Origin of the sequence: Algoriphagus aurantiacus, assembly GCF_035156405.1 — a bacterium.
GTDB classification, from domain to species: domain Bacteria; phylum Bacteroidota; class Bacteroidia; order Cytophagales; family Cyclobacteriaceae; genus Algoriphagus; species Algoriphagus aurantiacus.
The window spans coordinates 39,651-61,182 of the sequence record NZ_JAXRUT010000004.1; the positions used below are offsets into that span (position 1 = coordinate 39,651).

A 21,532-nucleotide genomic window follows, 5' to 3' on the forward strand; every position below is an offset into this window, starting at 1 on the left:
AGGGTTGAATACGTTTTAATTTTGCTCAGGTTTTATCCATGAGGGCAATTTCATCATTATTAACCAACTTACAAGACCAGCCCCTAATACAAGGATTACCTGAGTCCCGTGGATTATTGCAGCGAATATTTTCCCATCAATTTCCGAGATACCCAATTGTATCAAAATGAAGGCCACCAAAGCATGAAAGGTTCCAATACCGCCCTGAACTGGTGCTATCATGCCAATGCTGCCCATTACCATGACTAAAAGGATTTCTCCAGAAGACAAATTGGCAGTTGTTGGGATTCCAAGAGAGATAGTGTACATAGTCAAAAAATAAATTACCCAAAGTAAAACTGAGCTAATCCAAAAACCAGTTGGGTTTGATAATTTGCCAATGCGCTTTAGTCCCGACAGGATCTCTCTGAAGAAATGTTGAAGTTTATTGATTAATCCATGGTCACGGAACCGCTTTAAGATATAAAGTACCAAGAGCACAAGAATAGCCAACCCCCCTACTACAATCGGGAGATTTGATAGTATACTTTGTCCTAAAGATTCTATATCTACTAATTGGATGGCGAGATCTAAGAACAGGTCTTTTTCTACTAAAAATGCTAAAACAATGACCGAGACAAGACAAAGTAAATCTACGCTCCGTTCTACTATTACAGTACCGAACAAATAACCAACGGAGATTCCATTAGTCCGGGTGAGTACCCCGCATCGGGCTACTTCACCGGCCCGAGGTATGAGCATATTGACTAGGTAGCCTATCATAACTGCGTGATAGGCACGACTTAGCGTGACATTCTTCCCTTCTTCCGCATCAATTAACAATGTCCAGCGCCAGCTTCTCACGAAATACCCAAGTATTGAGACTAAGAGCGATACTAAAATCCAAGCCCAGTTGCTTGATTTTATTTGGTCAATCAATGATTCAAAAGCGATGTCCTTATATAAAAACCAAAAAATCCAGACTGCAATTCCTAAAGAAATTACAATCTGGATAAATTGCTTAAAGTATTTGTTCCTCATCAAATGAGTTTATTTTGCTCGTCCGGGAAGATCAAAACAGGTTTGAATTTTTTTGCTTCTTCTAGTTCCATTCCTGCGTAGGAAATGATGATGATGATGTCACCTACCTGCACTTTTCTTGCGGCTGGACCATTAAGACAAACTTGTCCTGAGCCTCTTTCGCCTGTGATCACGTAAGTTTCCAGTCGTTCACCGTTATTTACATTGACGATTTGGACTTTCTCGTTTTCGATAAGATTTGCGGCATCCATCAGATCCTCATCAATGGTGATTGAGCCTACATAGTGCAGTTCCGCCTGGGTAATCTTGACCCTGTGAATCTTGGATTTCAGTACCTGAATTTGCATTGGTTTAATTTTGCGGCAAAATTAAGGAATTATTGACAGGTTGTCGATTAATCTGATTTTTCCTATGTAAGCGGCTACACAAATTGACGATTTCTGACTTGGGTCAAAATCGGTATAACTCGCAAAGCTCTCAGGATGAATCAGTTCGAAGTACTCTAAACTAGCCATTGGCATTTCCTCAAAATCGCTCATGATTTGATTCTGCACTTCAAACCATGACCTATTGGACAAAAGTTCCTGCTTCGCCTTTTGCAAACTGTTAATTAAAATCAAAGCTTGATGCCTTTCTTCTGAGGAGAGACGTAAATTTCTAGAGGACATTGCCAGCCCATCGCTTTCTCGTCGAGTAGGTACGATTACCAGCCCAATGTCCATCGAAAGGCCTTTGATAAGTCTTCTAATAATTCCTGTTTGTTGGAGATCTTTCTGCCCAAAGAAAGCTTGCTGGGGCCTAATTATATTAAACAGTTTGGAAACGACTATCCCTACTCCATTGAAGTGGCCTGGGCGAAAGACTCCTTCCAAAACATTCTCAAGATCCCCAAAATTGATACTCAAAACTGGACTTTCTGGATATATAGTATCTATAGTAGGAATGAAAACAAAGTCTACATTTTCATTTTTAAGTTTATCTAAATCCTTTTCTAATGAATTCGGATAATTTTCAAAATCTTCCTGATTATTGAATTGTGTAGGGTTTACAAAAATAGAAACGACAACAATATCAGATTCTATTTTGGCTTTTCTCACGAGATCGAGGTGACCTTCGTGTAATGCTCCCATGGTGGGGACTAAACCTATGGATTTATCGTTTTTAATGGAATTAAGCCAGTATTTGTGCCAATCGGCTCCAGCATAGACTACTTGCACTGGTAGAGGGTTTAGTATGGGTAAATAGGGGCAAATGTATATTATTATTCAACAAAACAAGGCTATTAAGGCTTTTTTTATTATCTTTGCGCAGTTGTTTTTTCACCTTCAACTTAAAATCCAATAAGCATGTCCAAATTACGTATTCTCTACGTTGCCAGTGAAATCAACCCTTTTCTCCAAACATCAGAAGTCGCCAATTTCTTAAGATCCCTTCCTCAAGCTATGCAAGAGCGTGGAATGGAGATAAGAATCTTGGTGCCAAGATTTGGCCTGATCAACGAGCGAAAGAATAGACTTCACGAGGTAGTGAGATTGTCAGGAATTAATATCGCGGTAGGAGAAGAGGAGAAACCTTTGGTAATTAAAGTAGCATCCATCCCCAATGCCAAACTTCAGGTATACTTCATAGACAATGAAGATTACTTCCAGCGTAAGCATGTATTCCACGATAAGCAGCAGAAATTCTATGAAGACAATGACGAGCGTGCGATTTTCTTCTGTAAAGGAGTTATCGAAACTGTGAAAAAATTGGGTTGGGCTCCAGACATCGTGCATTGCAACGACTGGATGACTAGCTTAATCCCGATGTATTTGAAGACTACTTACAAAAGCGAGCCTTTATTTAAAGACACGAAGTCTGTATTTGCGATCTACAACAACGGATTTTCTCATACCTTTGGCGATGATTTGTTAAACAAGGTTAAGATGGTGGATATAGATGACGCTATTTTAGCACCTTTGAAAAGCAAAGACTTTACAGGATTTATCAAGATAGGCATGGAGTACGCTGACTTGGTAGTCAAAGGCGGTGTAGTTTCCGCAGAATTAAACCAACTAATCGAGGATTTCTCAAAAGACAAGAAGTTTGACATCAGCATTGAAGCAGAATCAGAAGCACAAGCTCACGAAGAGCTATTCGATATTTACACGAATCTCGCCGGTTAATCTGGCCTTTGGGACCATCATATCCCTATTACTTATCAGTTCTTGTAGTGACCCTGCCACAGTTGGTATTGAGCTTGCTCCCGGAAACAACCAAATCGGTGTAGTTTTCGAGGAGTTTGATCTACCTGCTGAGGTAGTGTTACTAGACTCTTTTTATACCACCAACCAGTCAATTCTTGTAGTGGGAGAAGAGGAAGATGATTTCTTTGGAAAGACATCGGCTACTGGATATTCCAGGTTGTCCATAGGCTCAGGCGCTGATAGGCCAGACCAGGATGCTCTTTTGGACTCAGTTGTTTTCAGTCTTAACATTCAGGATATAAGTGGGACAGCGTTGGACAAACCTAAATACTATTCTATTCATAAGTTGACCGAACCATTATTGGATACGCTGTATTACAATTTTGATGCGCTGTCTTATGAATCAAATCCATTTTCCTCTGGGGAAATAGTATTTGGTGAAGCAACTGACTCTCTTGCATCTTTCCAGGTAGAAGAGGAGTTTGCTGAGGAACTTTTCAGTAAGATGCAATTAGGGGTTGAGTTTAACGATCTATTTACCTTTAGAGATTATTTCCCAGGAATTGCAGTAAAAGCAAGAGTGGGAGACAATTCTACTATTGGGGTAGGGATAGGAGGTTCTACAGGATTGAAAGTATATTACCATAGCGAGGGAGATACTGCTTCTACGGTATACAATATCTCTACCGCCTCCTCCAGAAGCTTTAATGGTATAAAAAGCGATAGAAGCGGAACCCCAACTGAAGTGGTCACTGAAACACAAAAAGCGTACGACGTAGGTTCAAAAGTAGGGATGAAGTCCATGCTCGGCATGGTGATCAAATTGGACACTAGCCCTTTTGATGCTTTTTTGGATACACTTTCTGGAATTACATTCAACCAAGTGGTATTAGAACTTGGGGAAATAGATAATCAGCCTGACACTCAAATACCTCCAAACGCAATTATTATGCATTTTACAGATGCATCAAATAAAATTCTAGAAACCTCCACAGGCATACCTTATTCAGTACAAGCTGATGGCCAAGTTCAGGTTTATACTGATGAAAATGGGGTTTTAGTCCCAAATACTAGCTCTCCAACTGCATTGTTCTATAATTCTGAAGATAAGGTTTATAGCCAGTATATTACTTCACATGTAAATGCATTGTTTAGAGGAAAGCTTACGAGAAAAGACTGGTTGCTTTATGCAGATATCCCCTCATCAAGTACTACCAATTTTCCAAATTCAGGTGGAGATGATTTTAAACGTTCCCTACGTCAATTTGTAGTAAATAAAAACAAGGTAAAAGTAAAAGTGATTTATTCCAAAACTAGGTAGTACAATCGATTTCGATAAAGTTCTTGCAATCCACTTTCATTAAAAAAGAAAGTGGATTGTTTTTTTTGGCATGAAAGCTGTTTCTTTGCAGAAGTTCAAATCAACAGTGAGAATTTTTAATTATGTGTGGAATTGTAGCATATGTGGGACAGCAAGAAGCTTTACCTATAATTATCAAAGGACTTAGAAGATTAGAATACCGAGGCTACGATAGCGCAGGTGTAGCATTGTTGGATAACAATGGTCTAAGTATCTACAAAAAGAAGGGGAAAGTATCCGAATTAGAAAAGCATCTTCAGAACTCTTCTGATTTAGGATCAAAAATTGGAATTGGTCACACTCGCTGGGCTACCCATGGTGAGCCAAATGACGCCAATGCACACCCACATTATTCTTCCTCGGAAAAAATAGCAATGATTCACAATGGAATCATTGAAAACTATGAGGTCCTTAAGAAGGATTTGTTGCAGAAGGGCTACACGTTTCAATCCGATACTGATACGGAGGTTTTCATCAAATTCATAGAAGACATACAACTAAATAATCATTGCAGCCTTGAGGAAGCGCTTAGACTTGCGCTTCATAAAGTGGTAGGTGCTTATGCGATAGTATTAATCAATAAGGAGGAGCCGGATACACTAATTGCTGCCAGAAAAGGTTCTCCATTGGTGATTGGAGTAGGAGAAGATGAATATTTCCTAGCTTCTGACGCTACTCCTATTATTGAATACACCAACAAGGTGATTTATTTGGATGATTTTGAAATAGCAGTAATCCGAAATAATCGTCTTCAAATAAAAACAATTGAGAACGTAGAAACCAATCCCTACATCAATCAACTGGAAATGGAACTGGAAGCCATCGAGAAAGGTGGATATGAGCATTTCATGTTGAAGGAGATTTATGAGCAGCCCAAGTCAATTGCAGATTGTCTGAGAGGTCGCTTAGATGCAAAATCAGGTCGTTTGGTTCTCGGCGGTTTGCGAGATTACATGAATAAATTTCAAAATGCTGAACGAATTATTATCACTGCTTGTGGTACATCGTGGCATGCGGGGCTAGTAGCAGAATATTTATTCGAGGAATTTGCCCGTGTTCCTGTGGAAGTGGAATATGCATCTGAATTCAGGTATAGAAATCCTGTAATAGGTGAAAAAGATTTTGTAATCGCTATTTCACAATCAGGCGAGACCGCAGATACGCTAGCTGCTATTGAGCTTGCTAAATCAAAAGGCGCCACGATTTTTGGTGTGTGTAACGTAGTAGGATCATCCATTCCAAGAGCTACTCATGCAGGTTCTTATACCCATGCTGGCCCAGAGATCGGAGTTGCTTCTACCAAAGCGTTTACTGCCCAGATTTCAGTACTTGCTATGATGGCACTTAAACTGGGCTACCAAAGAGGCACTTTGCCTGAAAGTAAATACATCCAGCTTTTACATGAACTAGAGGCAATCCCAGGAAAAGTAGAGCAAGCATTGAAATCAAATGATGCTATTAAGTATATCGCTGAAGAGTACAAGGATGTTAGAAATGCACTCTACCTAGGGAGAGGGTACAATTTCCCAGTCGCTCTAGAAGGAGCCTTGAAGCTTAAAGAAATATCTTACATTCATGCAGAGGGATATCCAGCTGCAGAAATGAAGCATGGTCCGATCGCTTTGATAGATGAAGAAATGCCAGTTTTCTTTATTGCCACTAAGGACAGTTCTTATGAAAAAGTGGTAAGTAACATCCAGGAAGTGAAGGCTAGAAAAGGGAAAGTGATTGCAGTAGTCACAGAAGGAGATACTCAGGTGAAGGCAATTGCAGATCATGTGATCGAAATCCCGGAGACTCATGAAGCATTTGCTCCACTAGTTGCTGTGGTGCCGCTTCAATTGCTCTCTTACCATATAGCTGTGATGCGAGGATGTAACGTAGATCAGCCGAGGAATTTGGCGAAATCGGTAACCGTAGAATAACTTGAATAGGCTGTCCAAAATGGGCAGCCTTTTTTTAATTGCATTTTCCTTCCACCCAGGATTTGACACCTGCACTCTCGGCTGAGCAGGAATTCCCATATGTCAAACCATTGCAGCCACAAACAGGCAAGTGTATAGTGGTACATGTTATATCTATGATTTTACTCTCGTCGATGCAGGCAGTAGTGGGTTTTTCCTCCTCGCATCCAAGGATACAGAGAATACCAATTCCAAGAAATAGAACTTTAGTGTGCTTCATGTCTCTAAAACGTATTTACTGATCAGGACGCTACTTTCAATTCAGTTTTATAGTTAAAGTAGATATTCAGCCTCCGGATTAATTTACCTACTTTTGCGCAGCGATAAAAAAACTATGCTGGACAAATTACAATCAATCAAAGAACGTTTCGAAGAAGTAGGTCAATTGATCAATATGCCTGAGTCTATGGCCGATATGAGCAAATATGCCAAGCTAAACAAAGAATACAAAGACTTAGAGAAAATAGTAAATGTCTATAATGAGTACAGTTTAGTCCTACAAAATATAGCCAGTTCCAAAGAGCTTCTGGATAAGGAAAAAGATCCAGATTTCAGAGAAATGGCAAAAGCTGAATTGGATGAGCTTAGACCTAGGAAAGAGGAGCTTGAAAATGAACTAAAGCTACTGCTAATTCCCAAGGATCCAAATGATGCCAAAGATTGTATTCTTGAAATCAGAGGTGGTGCCGGTGGTGACGAAGCGTCTATTTTCGCCGGTGACTTATTTCGCATGTACGAACGATTCTGCGAAATGCAGAACTTAAAGTTAACTGTATTGGATTTGACCTTCGGCTCAGCTGGAGGATACAAAGAGATCATTGCCACTATTTCGGGAGGAGATGATGTATATGGCAGGATGAAATACGAGTCCGGTGTACATCGCGTACAGCGAGTACCTGCTACGGAATCTCAAGGGAGAGTTCATACCTCAGCAGCATCTGTGGCTGTATTGCCGGAAATGGATGAGGTAGAAGTAAACATCGATATGAATGATGTCCGAAAAGACACGTACTGTTCTTCTGGTCCTGGTGGGCAATCTGTAAACACGACTTATTCCGCTGTAAGATTGACTCATGAACCTTCTGGGTTAATTGTGACCTGTCAGGATGAAAAGTCGCAGATCAAGAACTTTGAGAAAGCACTGAAAGTATTGAGATCTAGACTTTACGAAATCGAGCTGGCAAAGCATAATGACGCCGTAGGGGCGCAACGTAGATCTATGGTGGGATCTGGGGATAGATCGGACAAGATCCGAACGTATAACTACCCACAATCAAGAGTAACAGATCATAGGATCAACAAAACTGTGTATAATCTCCCCGAGGTAATGGATGGGCATATTGAGGATTTTATATCCGCACTGAGATTTGCAGAAAATCTTGACAGAATGAATACCAGTGGATTAGAGGATTAGGCTTGAGAATTGTATAAATTACTCTTGAATTTTATTGATTTTGCGATTAGGCTATTAACTTGAAGAATTAACCAGCAGACTTTTATGATTATTACCGGAGAAAGAGAAATTAGACTAGTGACTTGGAATGAGGGTCATTTTCATCAACTCTATCCTTTGGCCAATAATCCCAAGATTGCAATGAATTTAAAGGACAGTTATCCTCAACCTTATACAATTCATGATGCGCGCCACTGGATTGAGCATAATCAGAAATTTAATCCTCCCCAAAACTTTGCAGTAGAGTTTGAAGGAAGATTGGCTGGATCTGTAGGTTCAGAAAGAGGAAAGGATGAGCTCCGCACTAATATGGAGTTGGGTTTCTGGATTGGTGAGCCTTTTTGGGGAAAGGGAATCGCCACTGAAGCAGTAAAACTATACACCAAGTATATTTTTGAGAAATTTGATATTGAGCGCATCTTTGCCCAAGTCTATGATTTCAACGGACAATCCATGAATGTCCTTGAGAAAGCAGGCTATTTTCCAGAGGCTATTTTGAAAAAAGCTTTTATAAAAAACACTACAGTTGGCGACATATTCCAATATGTAAATATTCGCGGAGAGCAGTAATATCCATAATTCTGAACTTCCCAATTTGAATTGGAGCCCTAAAACCCCTTAGTCAGGGATGGAGGATATAGATTGCAGAGCGTCAAATTCGGTTTCAAAAAAACCGGAGAGAATATCCCCCCGGCTTTAACTTATTAATCTGTTTCTCTTAATTCATCAACACTTTCTCAAAGGCTCCGTCATCGACGGTCAATTGGGAAATTGTCACCAAGACAGTTCCTGCTGTCACGGCATAGCCTGCATAGGCTAGCAGTATGGCTGGTACCGTCCCAGGTGCAGTCAGCACAGCGGTGCCAATAGCTGCGATGATCAATCCTGCCTTCTTCAGCTTTTGGAAGAAAGGCGGTGTGGGCGCGAGGGCCCGGTCTTTTACTGATATACTTTTCGCCGTTTAAGCAAGGCATTATAATGGAGATTTGAGACTAAGTATATGTTAGGGATTTTCATTAGATACTTTCCAAATGTTTACAATTTTTTCCTTCTATATTAACTCCACCTCTTAATTTCTTCCTGTAGCTCTTCCTTTGACATAGCAATGGTCCTGTGAATTTCAGTCATCTTTCTATTGTCTTGATTGGGACTATGAAAAGTACTGTTTACTCCGCGCTCATGGGTCAGATGATAAAGAATTCCCGCAATATGTTCATGTTTATAATTCAAAATATTCCAACGGTTAAGCCGATCCCCGTCTTCCCTTCCCCAACCGTAAAATTTCTCGTTTTCCATTCCGGCATCTATATAAGTTTGCCGGTGGGCTAAGAAAGCACCTCCCACAGGATTGGGAGTATACAAAGACTTCATCTTACCCTGATGCATTCCGAGAACTCCAAGGTCTCTTGTCAGGATATAAAGCTCTCGCAATATTTCAGAAGTATCCAAAAATTTATCCTTATACGGAGTAACATAATCAGCTTTCTTTTTCCTTAACAAATCAACTGATTCTATGATCTGTTCAACTGGAATAATAATATCCGTATCCCAAACAACAATGTACTCTGTGCCAACAGATTTGACCAATTCGTTTATATATCTAGTTCTGTGAAAGATAGTATCCATATCTTCTACAAATACATAGTTTACCTCCTCAGGCAATAATCTACTTAGTATACCAGTATTTCTTCCCGAAGCTTCCAACACATTTACCTGCGTATCAAAATTTGCCATTATATACTCAATGGTCACCAGAGTATTCTCCAAGCGATTGACCGTATCAATCCGCAAGGGAATCAAAAATGCAAAATCCTTTAAATTTATCTTTTCCATGGTATCACAGGGTTACGCTATCAGATTTTTTCTCTACTACCAAATGGCCAACATTAGAGAGACTCTCCAATAAAGCCCAAGCAACTCCTGACAGACCGGAAGCCAAGCCAATACTTTTTTTGAAAGGGACATAAAAATCATTCTCGCCCCAACTTGCTGCTTTATTGATCTTAGCGAGAACCTGCTCATCTGACGTAAAAAACGATACATCCCCGGAAATCCTTCCCAGTTTGTTTCCTACTAGCCGTAAACCACTAGCACCATCCATAACCGAGATATTGAGATTTTTACACTCGGAGTTGAAGATGGTCTCTATATCGATGGATTTCTTCAAAAACACCCCATGCGTCTTTAAAGCAGCATTATTAATTTCACCCAAAACAGATTCGATTCCCAGCAACAGATATAATCTATTGCTGTGGAGACTAGGAAAAAGAGAAAGTAAGTTTGGAAGCAGGTAATCCAAGATACGATCCACTTTATACACATTCACCTTTAAATTTTTTGCCTTTGCCAATACCATCAGTGCAAGAGGTAGGTCCCAAAAGATGTTGAACAATTGTGGCTCCCTGTCTTGAAGTTTTTCTTCCTCAATTAATTGACCCAGTTCATTTAGTAGTCCGGATGTGAGTTTATGAAAAATATAGGTATTTGACTGATGCCCAGATTTCAAAGAAGTCTCCAGTCGGTTAAGACTATAAATCAAGTATCCGATGAGCCCATTCCTTAAATTTGACGAGAGCTTTCCTTTTTGATCTTCCAAAAACATAAAAATTCTGTCATCCAGATCTCCTAAGGTATCGTCAAGATCCGCTTCCACAAAATCCGAATTGACTAAATAACTAATACCAAATGCAATGCCAGCCAACCCATTTTCGAAATCAGCGGGAAGTTTTGCTTCACTTAGCTTGTCGAAAATCTCTACTACCAGATTATCCGCGGCTTCCATATATTCCTGGGTTCCTGTCTTCTTTGCCAAGTGATAGAAGTAGATACTCAAACCCAGCTTTCCATTTAACAAACCCAACCCATTTTCATCTTTGGAATTTTCCAATAGAAGTTCGTTGATTTTATGAAGTTTTTCCAGTGCTTGTTTCATATTACTCATATTTTTTTTAGGGTATCTGCATGAATGTATGTAACAGAATTTATAACGTGTATATCTAGTGAAAATCCCCCTAGCCCCCTTTGAAAAAGGGGAGTTGCCAAATTGGAACTTCTATAGTTTCTGCAAAACCCCTACTTGCAGTTACACGAATACACATATAATTTATTAATATTCAGTCACGGATTTTAGTTTAAAAAATAACCTTTCAGCCACACTTAGGTCCTCTGTTATGATCTCAGCCGTACCCAGCATTTCTTGCTTAAGCTTAATCTCCTTTCCATAGGAGGTTTTGGTTCCCTTAGGAAGGGAGCAATACACCAGATAATTTCCTTCCTCATCAGGAGATGCCGAAATGCTCCCTACTTCACCTTTAAGGATTCCGAATTGTTGAAAAGGAAAATTGTCAAGCTTGATCAATACACGCTGACCGATTGAGATTTTGCCCATATTTTGTGAAGGGACAATCATTTTGCCCAGAAGTTCTGAACCATGAGTAGGTATTATGGTAAAGATGTGCTGGCCTGCTTGGACAAATTGATGCTCTCCCCAGTCGTCCTGGAAGCTGACTTCTCCATCGGTGGAAGAGAACAGCACATAATTAATTTCCCATTCGCTAACAGCTCGTTTCAAGCCGTGATAGGACTGGAAGAGATTAATTAGTGCTCTGGACTCATCCTGTTCTTTGGACATTTGAGTGTTTTTCAACGTTTGACCCACCTTTACCAAAGCTTCTTGAAGTTGGGAAATCATAATCGTAATTCGATTGACCTGTTCCTGCACTTGAAAATATCCCATTTCCCGGCTCTCAAAGTCTTTGGCTGAAATTACACCACCTTCATAGAGAATCTGATTCCGTTTGAAATCCGTCTCTACAAGACTAAACTTTTTCTCCAAAATCTCCTTTTGGGCCAATTGGCTGGTAAGTAGTTCATGGATTTCCTGAATGGACTGTTGGTTACCTTCCAACTGAACTTGGGGTAGCTGAAGCCTTTCTAGAAGTCTGAATTCTATATATCTTCGCTCAAACTCCACAAATGCAAGTTCAATCTCACCCAAGGCTACATCAGAAAGAGAGTCCAGCGGAAAGAAAAACCCATTGTTTTCCCCAAAAGGAGTCGCATCCAGCAGTTTTTTGAGGAATAATACACTGCTAACATCAGCGGTACATTTAAAACTGGCCATTAACTGACCAGCATGTACTTTTTCGCCATTACTCACCCATATCTTGTCGATCTGCCCTGAGGTCTTTGATATGGTCTTTTCGGTAGGTTCAACAGTGGTTACCACCACACGGGACATAATAAAGTCCGGATATTTGATAAAAAATGACAAACAAATCAATCCACAGGTTACTAAAAATACAAGTGTGATCCCCCAACGGATTAGCCAGACAGGAGGGGTGGAAATAATCTCCTGTACCTCTTCGGATCTGAGCTGTAGATTATCAATGTTTTGGGGATTTTCAGACATAGCTAGTTCTCTCTGATTTTTTCCAGTTCCAATTGATTTTTTACCAGATTGTAATACGCTCCTGCGTGTAAAACCAATTCTTCATGGGTTCCTGTCTCCCTAATTTCTCCCTCATCCATGACTATGATTTGATCCGCATTTCTTACCGTACTAAGTCGATGGGCAATGATAAAAACCGTCTTTCCTTTCATAAAACGGTTCAAGTTTTCCATTACAACCCGTTCATTTTTAGCATCCAAGGCAGAGGTTGCTTCATCAAAAAACAGGATCTCCGGATTTTTATATACTGCACGGGCAATAAACAGACGTTGTTTTTGCCCTGTACTGATCCCTATACCCTCATTTCCGATTTTAGTATTAAATCTTAGAGGAAGAGACTGTATAAAGTCATAGATGTTAGCAGTCTTTGAAGCCATGACTAGTCGATCAAGATCAATCACTTCCTCGCCAACTGCAATGTTTGCGGCAATGGTATCATTGAACACATAGCCTTCCTGCATAACAACCCCGCAATGGTCTCTCCAACTCCTAGGCGAGATGGAATCAAAAGCATGTCGGCCATAGTGGATTTCACCTTTGGACGGCTCATAAAATTTAAGAAGGAGTTTCATCAGAGTGGTTTTCCCGCATCCGCTTACCCCCACCACCGCTGTAATTTTCTGTCTAGGCACCGTCAGACTGAGTTCTTTGAGGACATTTTCCTCTGCCCCTACATACCTAAAAGTTAGATTTCTAACATTTAAATCCTCTCCGGGTATTATGTTATGAACAAGTTGCCTATTCCCATTTTCCTCAACTTCTTTGTCGTGGATCTCATTTAGCCGCTCCAAACTAATCCTAGCATCCTGGTAGGTGCGGATAAAAGTCACCAGGCCCATTAATGGGCCGTTCAGCTGGCCTATAATATATTGAAGGGAAAGCATCATGCCTAACGTAAGCTGACCCTCAATCACCAAAAGTGCCGAGGCAAAAGTAACCACAATGTTTTTCAGCTCATTGATTACAGAAGATCCTACCCCCTGAATCTGCTCCAAAGCGAGTGTCTTAATGGAAACCTTGAAAAGACTGGCTTGGACAAACTCCCATTTCCAGCGTTTTTGGGTTTCGGCATTGTGCAGCTTGATTTCCTGCATTCCATTGATCAGTTCAATTACCGTACTCTGCTCCTGACTTAGCTGGGCAAAGCGCATGTAATCCAGCTCTTTTCTCCGCTTTAGAAAATAAAGTATCCATAGGATATAGGCTATGCTTCCTCCCATAAATATCAAGAAGATCATGGGACTATAGTATATCAATACCGCACCGAAAACAAAAAGATTGAAAAAGGAAAAGAAGGTACTCAATGCCGTACCAGTAAGTAAGGTTTCTATCCTCTTATGGTCCCCGATCCGCTGCATGATATCACCTGTCATTCGGGTATCAAAAAAGGAAATTGGCAACTTCATCAGCTTGATAAAAAAATCGGAAACCAGGGAAATATTTACCCGGGTGCTGAGGTGTAGCAGGATCCAACTACGAAACACCTCTACACTTGTCCGCCCAAAGAACAACATCACTTGTGCAATCAAGACCAGATATATAAATCCGATATTCTGGTTTTGGATTCCGACATCAACTAAGCTCTGGGTGAGGAAAGGAAAAATCAACTGTAGCAAACTGCCCACCAGTAAACCAATACCAAGCTGGACGATCAGACTTTTATACTTGAAAAGGTACTGGAAGAGAAACCCCAAGGAACGTTTATCCTTGCTTTCCCATTTCATTTTTTTGAATTGGGGGGTCGGTTCAAGTAGCAAGGTAATTCCTTCCTTGCTCTCTTCTGTGGCATTGTTCCCAACCCATCGTGAGACAAACGCTTCTTTTGTCAGTTGAATCAATCCATACGCCGGATCCGAAAGGTAGACCTTTCCTTGTGTGATCCGATAGACTACCACAAAGTGATTCTTGTCCCAATGAACGACCAAAGGTAATTGGGCCTGTTCCAATCTCTTGAAATCTAGCTTAGCCCCTATAGTTTTAAAACCAATTGCTTCCGCCGCATCGCTCAATTTCAGTAGATTACTTCCAGACCGGGTAGTTTCAGACAACTTACGGATATCCTCAAGGGATATCCGCTTGCCATAATATTTTGCAATAATTCTAAGGCAGGTCGGTCCACAATCCTTAGAGTCGGGTTGTTTGTAGAAGGGGAAGACAGTTTTCAAAAAAATTAGATTTATTAGGTTGATAAAATACGTATAAAAAATGCCTAAATTAACCATAGGCTTAGGTTAAATTTAATGCCACCTTAAGTAATCTATATTAATTTAAGTATAATTTTTTTCCATCATCCGTAATTCCATATTTCTAACTTTTAATTCATATTCCATAAATTCCAAACATCTATCTAAGCAGGTAGAATACCAATTGAGTCCAAAACCCAATTACAATATTTTTCATTCATTCTTGTATTAAAAACCCTTCTCTCATTAGCGGATAATTCAGAACTGAAAACTTCCTAATCATAGGCAAAATATCCTAGAAAAACTTCGTCCACTTTTTTCATTATTTGGCCGTAAAAAGATTTAAATCATTTGATTTCAAATCCTGCAATATAACCATTACCAACTTTGTAATATTGATAATCAGGTATTTCAATCGAAATGGTGGATAACAATGAATCAGGAGTTGGCTTTTGATAGGTATAAATAACCTGTTCAATTCCAAAAACCACATGAATCATATCATCTGATACAAAGCCCAAGAAACCCTAGCAAGCAGTTACCAACTAACTGGGTTCAGGAAAATTAATCAAAGGCAACTCTATGACTGTGCGCTTTTCATTCTGAATTATTTAGGGTAATAGTCGCAGTTTGCGATGATATAGCGGAAAACCTTTCACATAGTCCTCTACTTCAAGTGTTAATTTCCTAATTATATAATTCTAAGATAAGCATCTAAATAATCATTTTCCATACCCAAATTTCACTAAAATATATTCTAGGTTCTCAACTTTATACTGCATTGAAAATTCATAAACTTTATTATACAATATTAGTGAATGCATAAAATCTTCGTTTTTCGGCTTCTCTAAATATCACTCATTATCTAATTTTAATGATCTACCTCTCTAATCGCCGGAAACTTTACCGAAAAAATCCTGTAAGCTATTTAATTTTCATTCAGTGGATTTTAATGAGGGCAACACAGCCTTTTTTTCTAGGCTGTGTTGGATTAGTTGAATTAGTAGCAGGGTGTAGCTGTACAACCAGCTACCCCACCGTAATCGTCACATAAATGGGAGCCGAAACCCATGCAACATCCGTAATTTGGGCCAATTTCTTTACCATTAAGATTACAATATATGATATAATGGCACGGCGGTGGAGTAGTTGATCCCCCATAAATAGTAGACATTTGACTTCTATCTAGCTTTTCAGTTGGAGCCAGCTTCAATTTTCCTAAACTTAATTTTTGCATAACAGTTTTTGTTTAAATATTTAATGTTCCTCTGGACAGATAAGGACACCCAGAGTTTATGCCCATTCATTGCTATTTAATATCATTCAGGAACCCTTCTGAGATAAAGGAAAGTTAGTTAATTAAGTAAATACCTCAAATCCTCTATTCTGTAGTCATCGGGGAGCTTATATCCATCAATAAACAGAGTTGGTGTATACGAAATGGCTTCCTCTTTGCACCAGTGTTCCATGGCATCGATTTTTTCCTTCTGTTGGCTAATTTCCCCATTCATCGGATATTTGATAGCAAATCTGTCATAATCCTTTTTCTCCGCCCCGTACCAGTCATCTAAAGCCTGCCGAGTATAATCTGGCTTTCCGGTTGCGGCAATAGCCATCAAATGCTTAACAGTTTTTTCTTTTCCCTCATCTCCCTCAACTCCTGTAAAAATGATCTGAAGATCAATATTCCCTTTTTCAAAGAGACTTTCTAATTCCGGATGTATTCCAGAGCAAGGTCCACAATAGGGATTGCAGACTTTTATTATTTGATATTTAGGATTTTCTCCTTTTATCAGTATTCCAATACCCTGAGGCTTATTCTTTATTTTTTTAGATCGGGAAAGAGACAATTCAAACAAATCCTTTTTGCTTTTTAACTGTGCCAGTTGTCTTTTGGATTTATAGATTTCATCTTGGAGTCCGAGTAATGGCGTTATCAAAATACCACTTAACACCAAACCTGTGAAAAGGAAAAGAAATAAAATGACTACAATAGCATCAAGCCCACCAAGCCACAATGACCCTCCTAAAACAGTTAAAACCTCAAATAACAAAACACCCTGGATCATCAAACAGAACCTACACCACTTTTTAATAGTTTTGGCCTGATAATAGAAGGAGTATACCACTATTGGAATGGTTGCTAGACTCAGCCAGGCTAGGAATGTAATAGCTGAGAAAACCAGAATTGATAATAAACCAATTCCTGCAAAGAAATAGGCAAATGCCAACAAACTAAGGTTGATCCGTCCGTCCAACAGTTCAAAGGTCTTAGAATCCAAAACAGAATTACAATCTGCATTTTCCCCACCTGAGCAGAAGCTCTGAAGGGTAGTATTTTCTTTATCATGATAATACCAAAGAAGGATACCCGAGATGGCCAACCCCAGCAACTTTATCAAAAAATAGAATAGGTGAAATCCCAAAATCTCACTTTCAATTATTCTAAGTCCAAGCCAAAACAGAAGGCTTACTCCAAAAACTATCGCTGCACCTTGAATGATACTCTGATCTCTTACCCTTTGATTGATTCCAGGTTCTTCCGCATCCTCTTTAGCTTCTACCAATAAACTCACTCCTGTCCATCTTTTCAGAAAGTCCACACGTGAAAAGTCCTTTAGGTTTCCTTTTTCATCAAATATGGACACTGTATTATGAGAAACAGCCGTGATCACAGTAAAGTACTCACCATTTGCCTGTGAAACCTGAACGATTCCCGGTAGAGGAATGTCATTCAAACGATCCGGTGAAAGCTTAGCAGCTATCGATGCTACGCCATACTCCTCCAGAGTATCCGATATGGAAAGTAAGCTGGGATATTGGGGATGAGTGAGGACTTTCTCCTTAAGGAACTTATGAGTAAATGGTACCTTAAGCGACTCCAATAATCTCTTGCAAATGATCAAACAGTTATCCATTCACTCGTATATAAAAATTCAACTAAAATTTTGTAGTTTAAATTGATTGAATAAATTTGACCATTAAGTTTTTAAAAGGCAATACCGTATTTACTAACTTTAAGTAACTTTTTACTAACCCAAAATACTTTTAACCCATGAAAATAGGCCATCAATTGAAAAAAGCCAGAGAATCTAAAAGACTAAGCCAACATGAAGTTTCTGATCTATTAGGCATTTCCCAAAAGACACTTTCCAATATCGAAAGTGGTAAAACACAACCTTCGGTAATCCATTTGGCCAAAATGGGAGATATTTATGAGATGGATATACTGAAATTGTTATCTGATAACGGAATCCATTTGTCGCCCCAAAAATCTCTCTTTAGCTGAAGAAGAATTACAAAATCTGAAGGATACTTTGGAGAGAATCTTTAGGAAATAAATCTTACCCTTCCGAGAAGCTGTTTTAGCTTCAGTATAAATGCACGTGCCTTAATTATATCTGGTTTTAATCAGGAAAACTCCCCCTTACTCCGTGGCGGAGGGAGTTGCCAAATATGAACTTTTAGTATTGATTCCAAGTATGTACGTGCACTTTCACAGAACGCTATATTTTGGAATGTCAAAGTAATCTGGTGACTTTCTACAGGTGGAACTATTGAATAAATGTACGGTATCAAAAAACTTGTCCAGATTTCTATATCCTGTATTAAGCTACATAGTGCTATAAGGATCGAAACGCCCTTATGAAGAGATTGCTTCATTTCTACCAATGGCCTCATTGAATACCGAATGCACAGCAACGAGGATTGAAATATGTTCCGGTGAGTGAAGACACTCACCGGGGCGGAAGGTTTGAAAACTGAATCCCTAAAAACTAGGATTGAAACGTACTGAGATTGCTTCGTGCCTCGCAATGACGGGACTCAATGCCTCGAATACAGAATGCACAGAAACTGGGATTGGAATATGTTCCGTTGAGTGAAGACACTCACCGGGGCGGAAGCTTCGAATACTGAATCCCCAAAAACTAGGATTGAACCAGATTGCTTCGTGCCTACCGATGATGTGACTCAATGCCGAGGCTTTTTAGAGCCGTCGTTCTACTGTTGCAGTTTATTTTTAATTCACAATCACTTTTCTTACTACCACACTTGATTCAGTAAAAAGCTGGATCAAATTCAATCCTTTTGGTAAGTGCTCTAAGGTAACTTCCTTAGCTTCATTGCTCAGATCTACTGAGTGAATAACTTGTCCAAAAGCATTAATGACTTGGAGGCTAGTATAATTGCCGGCTCCTAATTGGAGCTTAACAGTTCCAGAGGATGGATTTGGAAATACACGAACATTTAAATCCTCTTTTTCTGGTAAGCTGGTGATCACATTGATGTTTACATTCAGAACTCTGGCCTCACCCTCATTACATTCATTTTCAGGAGTAACGGTAAGTTGAAAATCACCTTCTTTTTCCCAAAGTACGGTTATCTTTTCAGAGCCCTGACCTTGCAGTATTGTACCACCTTCATTTGAGATACTCCATTTGAAATTCACGCCTTCCTGTGCGGGAACCTCATATTCTGTTTCCCAAAGCCCTGTTTGGATTTCGCCTACTATTTCTCCAGGTTGATCCGGAGGCATATTAACTACTATTGGCTTAAGTACAGTAGCGGCTTTTCCACACGGGTTTTCTTGAACTACACGGAGCTCTTGATTGCCTGAAGTATTCCATTTTACCTGGATTTGTGAAGTGCCTTGACCTTCAATCACTTCTCCACCGCTTGTCTCCCAAGTGTAGGTTACTCCCTCATGATTTGGTATCGAGTAAATACCAGTTTGTTCCAAACAAACTGAGCCATTTCCTTCAATTTGCACGTTAGCAGCCGGAATAGCTGATACGATTACTTCTAGGGAGGAGGTTTTACCGTTGCCGCAGAAATTCTCCATGCTTACAAATACACCGTTTCTTCCAGGCGTATTCCATAGTACCTCTATCTCACTGGTGCCTTGGCCTGAAATAATTTCTCCACCATCCGCTCGCCAAATCAGTTGAGCACCTGGAGTTCCTGAATCAGTTATAGTATAGTGGCCTACAGTAAGACAGCTCTGATTCTCTCCAATAATCTCACTCAGGTCGGTTGGCGGGATGCATTCATACTTCAAAATTGTACCGTCTTCCCCTACGGCAAAAGCCACAGTGGGAGTTCCTACACTTATGCCGGTAAGATTTCGACTAGTACCACTTGGATTCTGTACCCAGGATTCACCTCCATCTTTCGTCTGAAGCACCAGTCCATTTTCTCCAGAGATGAATCCCAGGTCTTTATTCCAAAAGTCCACTGAAGTTAAGTTTTCTGTAAAAGGAACATCAATCCTTCGCCAAGTCTTTGCCATGTCCACTGATTTGAGAATGACTCCAGCATCACCAACTATTACCGCACTAGAAGAGTCCAGCTTCGAGAGCGCATTTAAATCTTCTGAAGTCAACTTTGGTAGGTTTTCCCAAACACTCCCGCCATTTGTCCAGCTGATCTGGCCGTTGTCCCCCATGGCAAACCCTACCTGAAAGTCAAAGTATGTGATGTCTCTGAGATTTTCAGCAGTGTTTGTTTGAATTCCGGCAGCATCCCAAGTTCCTCCAGAATCGAAAGACCTGGCGATGAAGCCATTCGTGCCTGTAACATAGAGAACAGATGGAGCAAAAAGGTAGAATCCGCTAATAGTTTCTGGAGTTGGGGCAGGTACAGGAACCCAGGTAGAACCGCCGTTTGATGTTCTATACATTTTTCCTGCATAAGACCCCACATAGCCAAAAGCTGTATTCCAATAATCTAACCCTATCAAATCAACCCCTTCCGGAACCGGTCTGGAGACAAGGGATGAAGCTCCATTGGATGTTATATATACGGCTCCCTGATGACCGACAATGTGACCAACCCGATCCGATTTGAAATCAGTGCCTGTGAAATCATTGCGGATACCTGCCAGTCGCTGGCTATAGCTGCTTCCGGCATTGGTGGAAGAAATACCATAGCCATCCTGTCCCACTGCAAACACAAGGTTACTTGCAGGCTTGAATCCCAAACCCTTGAGATTTCGGGTGTTTGTAGCACCTAGATTTGCTTTACCAAAAGTTGCTCCGGAATTAGTAGATCGAAGAGCAGTGGCCATATCACCTACTATTGTGACTATACGAATGTCCAGTGGACTGATGGCGACTTTCATTAAGTCAGTAGTCGCCGGAGAAGTCTGAGGTAACCAAGTATCACCACCATCTAGGGTTTTCAGGATAATACCACCTTCTCCTATCGTGTAGCCTATAAGCGGGGTAGAAAAAGCAATTCCATATAGATTTGACGATTGTCCTGAATTCAATGCGATCCATTGATTTCCTCCATCGTAGGTTCTCAAAATCACCCCTTGATGCCCTGCAATGTAGGCTGTATCGGAATTGATAAAGCTTAGGTCGTTTAAACTTTGATTTGATCCGGAAGAGAGTTGCGACCAAGTATCACCTTGATTGATAGAAAGCAGTATTTCCCCGCCAGCTGACGTTGCCAGTATGCGGTTTTCAGAAGAAATTTCCAGGCTTTTCAAGGATTGTGTACTACCTGAAGGCATTTGAGTCCAGGTAGCCCCTGAATCTTGAGTTTTAAGAATTAGCCCATTCTCTCCCACAGCCACTCCTGTATTTTGATCCCAAAAGGCTACATCCAATAATTTCCCTTCAAAACTTGCACTAAGCTCTTCCCAGGAGCTTCCTCCATCGGATGTTCGGATAATAAGATTTTCACCTACACTGAAACCCACACTATCATCCACCCAAGTGATGGATTCAAGATCTAGACCCCAGCTCTGCATTCTAGCCCAGGTTTGGGAAAAAAGCTGGGTGCTAAGCATCATCCCGATTAAAAACAGACCGAAGGTTTTTTGCATGTACATAGTTGAATTAAACAAAAATAGGATTATCCGCATGAATACACGTATTAGAAATTATGATGGTCTAGCCTGAAAAAATCC

General features: G+C 40.1%; 17 protein-coding genes. 6 read left to right on the plus strand and 11 right to left on the minus strand.

Annotated elements, in window-relative coordinates; translation table 11 throughout:
* Positions 1 to 15: 15 nt before the first annotated feature.
* Genes SYJ56_RS05360 through panC form a run of 3 tightly spaced genes read right to left on the minus strand, consistent with a single transcriptional unit; the run spans position 16 to position 2,237 of the window.
* Entirely contained in the window at positions 16 to 1,020 is a 1,005-nt protein-coding gene (locus SYJ56_RS05360; protein ID WP_323832609.1) for a lysylphosphatidylglycerol synthase transmembrane domain-containing protein, read from the minus strand.
* A complete protein-coding gene (gene panD, locus SYJ56_RS05365; RefSeq protein WP_323832610.1) occupies positions 1,020 to 1,367 on the minus strand; it encodes an aspartate 1-decarboxylase in 348 nt (115 codons plus the stop codon). The genes SYJ56_RS05360 and panD overlap by 1 nt, the downstream gene beginning before the upstream one ends.
* A 21-nt stretch (positions 1,368 to 1,388) precedes the next feature.
* Positions 1,389 to 2,237, minus strand: coding sequence for a pantoate--beta-alanine ligase (gene panC / locus SYJ56_RS05370; RefSeq protein ID WP_323832611.1), 849 nt, complete (start codon positions 2,235 to 2,237; stop codon positions 1,389 to 1,391).
* A gap of 129 nt (positions 2,238 to 2,366) precedes the next feature.
* Here panC and SYJ56_RS05375 point away from each other — a divergent pair, with 129 nt between their 5' ends.
* From SYJ56_RS05375 to glmS, 3 genes are all read left to right on the plus strand, one after another.
* Positions 2,367 to 3,185 (plus strand): glycogen/starch synthase, encoded by an 819-nt coding sequence (locus SYJ56_RS05375; protein ID WP_146914643.1) that lies wholly within the window; start codon positions 2,367 to 2,369, stop codon positions 3,183 to 3,185.
* Complete coding sequence (locus tag SYJ56_RS05380) at positions 3,106 to 4,527, plus strand: DUF4270 family protein (protein WP_323832612.1); 1,422 nt, start codon at positions 3,106 to 3,108, stop codon at positions 4,525 to 4,527. Before SYJ56_RS05375 ends, SYJ56_RS05380 begins: the two co-directional genes overlap by 80 nt.
* Before the next feature lie 122 nt (positions 4,528 to 4,649).
* The gene (gene glmS, locus SYJ56_RS05385) at positions 4,650 to 6,491 is read left to right on the plus strand and encodes a glutamine--fructose-6-phosphate transaminase (isomerizing) (RefSeq protein ID WP_323832613.1); all 1,842 of its coding nucleotides are present in this window, start codon (positions 4,650 to 4,652) and stop codon (positions 6,489 to 6,491) included.
* A gap of 34 nt (positions 6,492 to 6,525) precedes the next feature.
* Here the strand turns inward: glmS and SYJ56_RS05390 are convergent, their stop codons facing one another.
* Complete coding sequence (locus SYJ56_RS05390; RefSeq protein WP_323832614.1) at positions 6,526 to 6,750, minus strand: Kazal-type serine protease inhibitor family protein; 225 nt, start codon at positions 6,748 to 6,750, stop codon at positions 6,526 to 6,528.
* A 114-nt stretch (positions 6,751 to 6,864) separates the two neighbouring features.
* On the opposite strand from SYJ56_RS05390, the gene prfA reads away from it, so the two are divergent.
* Both prfA and SYJ56_RS05400 read left to right on the plus strand, forming a co-directional pair.
* Positions 6,865 to 7,944 (plus strand): peptide chain release factor 1, encoded by a 1,080-nt coding sequence (gene prfA / locus SYJ56_RS05395; RefSeq protein WP_323832615.1) that lies wholly within the window; start codon positions 6,865 to 6,867, stop codon positions 7,942 to 7,944.
* A gap of 84 nt (positions 7,945 to 8,028) precedes the next feature.
* Positions 8,029 to 8,553: a GNAT family N-acetyltransferase gene (locus SYJ56_RS05400; RefSeq protein WP_323832616.1), complete on the plus strand. Its 525-nt coding sequence runs from the start codon at positions 8,029 to 8,031 to the stop codon at positions 8,551 to 8,553.
* 148 nt (positions 8,554 to 8,701) lie between these two features.
* On the opposite strand, the gene SYJ56_RS05405 is transcribed toward SYJ56_RS05400, so the two are convergent.
* From SYJ56_RS05405 to SYJ56_RS05430, 6 genes are all read right to left on the minus strand, one after another.
* Positions 8,702 to 8,866 carry a hypothetical protein gene (locus SYJ56_RS05405; RefSeq protein ID WP_323832617.1) on the minus strand — a complete coding sequence of 55 codons (165 nt, stop codon included), beginning with the start codon at positions 8,864 to 8,866 and terminating at the stop codon, positions 8,702 to 8,704.
* Positions 8,867 to 9,039: 173 nt separating this feature from the next.
* Positions 9,040 to 9,816 carry a galactosyltransferase-related protein gene (locus SYJ56_RS05410; protein ID WP_323832618.1) on the minus strand — a complete coding sequence of 259 codons (777 nt, stop codon included), beginning with the start codon at positions 9,814 to 9,816 and terminating at the stop codon, positions 9,040 to 9,042.
* A gap of 4 nt (positions 9,817 to 9,820) precedes the next feature.
* Entirely contained in the window at positions 9,821 to 10,915 is a 1,095-nt protein-coding gene (locus SYJ56_RS05415) for a lanthionine synthetase LanC family protein (protein WP_323832619.1), read from the minus strand.
* 174 nt (positions 10,916 to 11,089) lie between these two features.
* Complete coding sequence (locus SYJ56_RS05420) at positions 11,090 to 12,394, minus strand: HlyD family secretion protein (protein WP_323832620.1); 1,305 nt, start codon at positions 12,392 to 12,394, stop codon at positions 11,090 to 11,092.
* Between the two features lie 2 nt (positions 12,395 to 12,396).
* Positions 12,397 to 14,598 carry a peptidase domain-containing ABC transporter gene (locus SYJ56_RS05425; protein ID WP_323832621.1) on the minus strand — a complete coding sequence of 734 codons (2,202 nt, stop codon included), beginning with the start codon at positions 14,596 to 14,598 and terminating at the stop codon, positions 12,397 to 12,399.
* Positions 14,599 to 15,971: 1,373 nt separating this feature from the next.
* Entirely contained in the window at positions 15,972 to 17,534 is a 1,563-nt protein-coding gene (locus SYJ56_RS05430) for a cysteine peptidase family C39 domain-containing protein (protein WP_323832622.1), read from the minus strand.
* A gap of 137 nt (positions 17,535 to 17,671) precedes the next feature.
* Here SYJ56_RS05430 and SYJ56_RS05435 point away from each other — a divergent pair, with 137 nt between their 5' ends.
* Entirely contained in the window at positions 17,672 to 17,905 is a 234-nt protein-coding gene (locus SYJ56_RS05435; protein WP_323832623.1) for a helix-turn-helix domain-containing protein, read from the plus strand.
* Between the two features lie 732 nt (positions 17,906 to 18,637).
* Here SYJ56_RS05435 and SYJ56_RS05440 read toward each other — a convergent pair.
* Complete coding sequence (locus tag SYJ56_RS05440) at positions 18,638 to 21,448, minus strand: YCF48-related protein (RefSeq protein ID WP_323832624.1); 2,811 nt, start codon at positions 21,446 to 21,448, stop codon at positions 18,638 to 18,640.
* Between the last annotated feature and the right edge of the window lie 84 nt (positions 21,449 to 21,532).

What these genes read in the sequence shown, in the direction of transcription:
- SYJ56_RS05400 (WP_323832616.1), top strand. Translation starts at nt 8,029, where the DNA reads ATGATTATTACCGGAGAAAGAGAAATTAGACTAGTGACTTGGAATGAG.
- SYJ56_RS05410 (WP_323832618.1), bottom strand. Translation starts at nt 9,816, where the DNA reads ATGGAAAAGATAAATTTAAAGGATTTTGCATTTTTGATTCCCTTGCGG.
- SYJ56_RS05420 (WP_323832620.1), bottom strand. Translation starts at nt 12,394, where the DNA reads ATGTCTGAAAATCCCCAAAACATTGATAATCTACAGCTCAGATCCGAA.
- SYJ56_RS05440 (WP_323832624.1), bottom strand. Translation starts at nt 21,448, where the DNA reads ATGCAAAAAACCTTCGGTCTGTTTTTAATCGGGATGATGCTTAGCACC.
- SYJ56_RS05415 (WP_323832619.1), bottom strand. Translation starts at nt 10,915, where the DNA reads ATGAAACAAGCACTGGAAAAACTTCATAAAATCAACGAACTTCTATTG.
- glmS (WP_323832613.1), top strand. Translation starts at nt 4,650, where the DNA reads ATGTGTGGAATTGTAGCATATGTGGGACAGCAAGAAGCTTTACCTATA.
- panD (WP_323832610.1), bottom strand. Translation starts at nt 1,367, where the DNA reads ATGCAAATTCAGGTACTGAAATCCAAGATTCACAGGGTCAAGATTACC.
- SYJ56_RS05390 (WP_323832614.1), bottom strand. Translation starts at nt 6,750, where the DNA reads ATGAAGCACACTAAAGTTCTATTTCTTGGAATTGGTATTCTCTGTATC.
- prfA (WP_323832615.1), top strand. Translation starts at nt 6,865, where the DNA reads ATGCTGGACAAATTACAATCAATCAAAGAACGTTTCGAAGAAGTAGGT.
- SYJ56_RS05360 (WP_323832609.1), bottom strand. Translation starts at nt 1,020, where the DNA reads ATGAGGAACAAATACTTTAAGCAATTTATCCAGATTGTAATTTCTTTA.
- SYJ56_RS05375 (WP_146914643.1), top strand. Translation starts at nt 2,367, where the DNA reads ATGTCCAAATTACGTATTCTCTACGTTGCCAGTGAAATCAACCCTTTT.
- SYJ56_RS05430 (WP_323832622.1), bottom strand. Translation starts at nt 17,534, where the DNA reads ATGGATAACTGTTTGATCATTTGCAAGAGATTATTGGAGTCGCTTAAG.
- SYJ56_RS05435 (WP_323832623.1), top strand. Translation starts at nt 17,672, where the DNA reads ATGAAAATAGGCCATCAATTGAAAAAAGCCAGAGAATCTAAAAGACTA.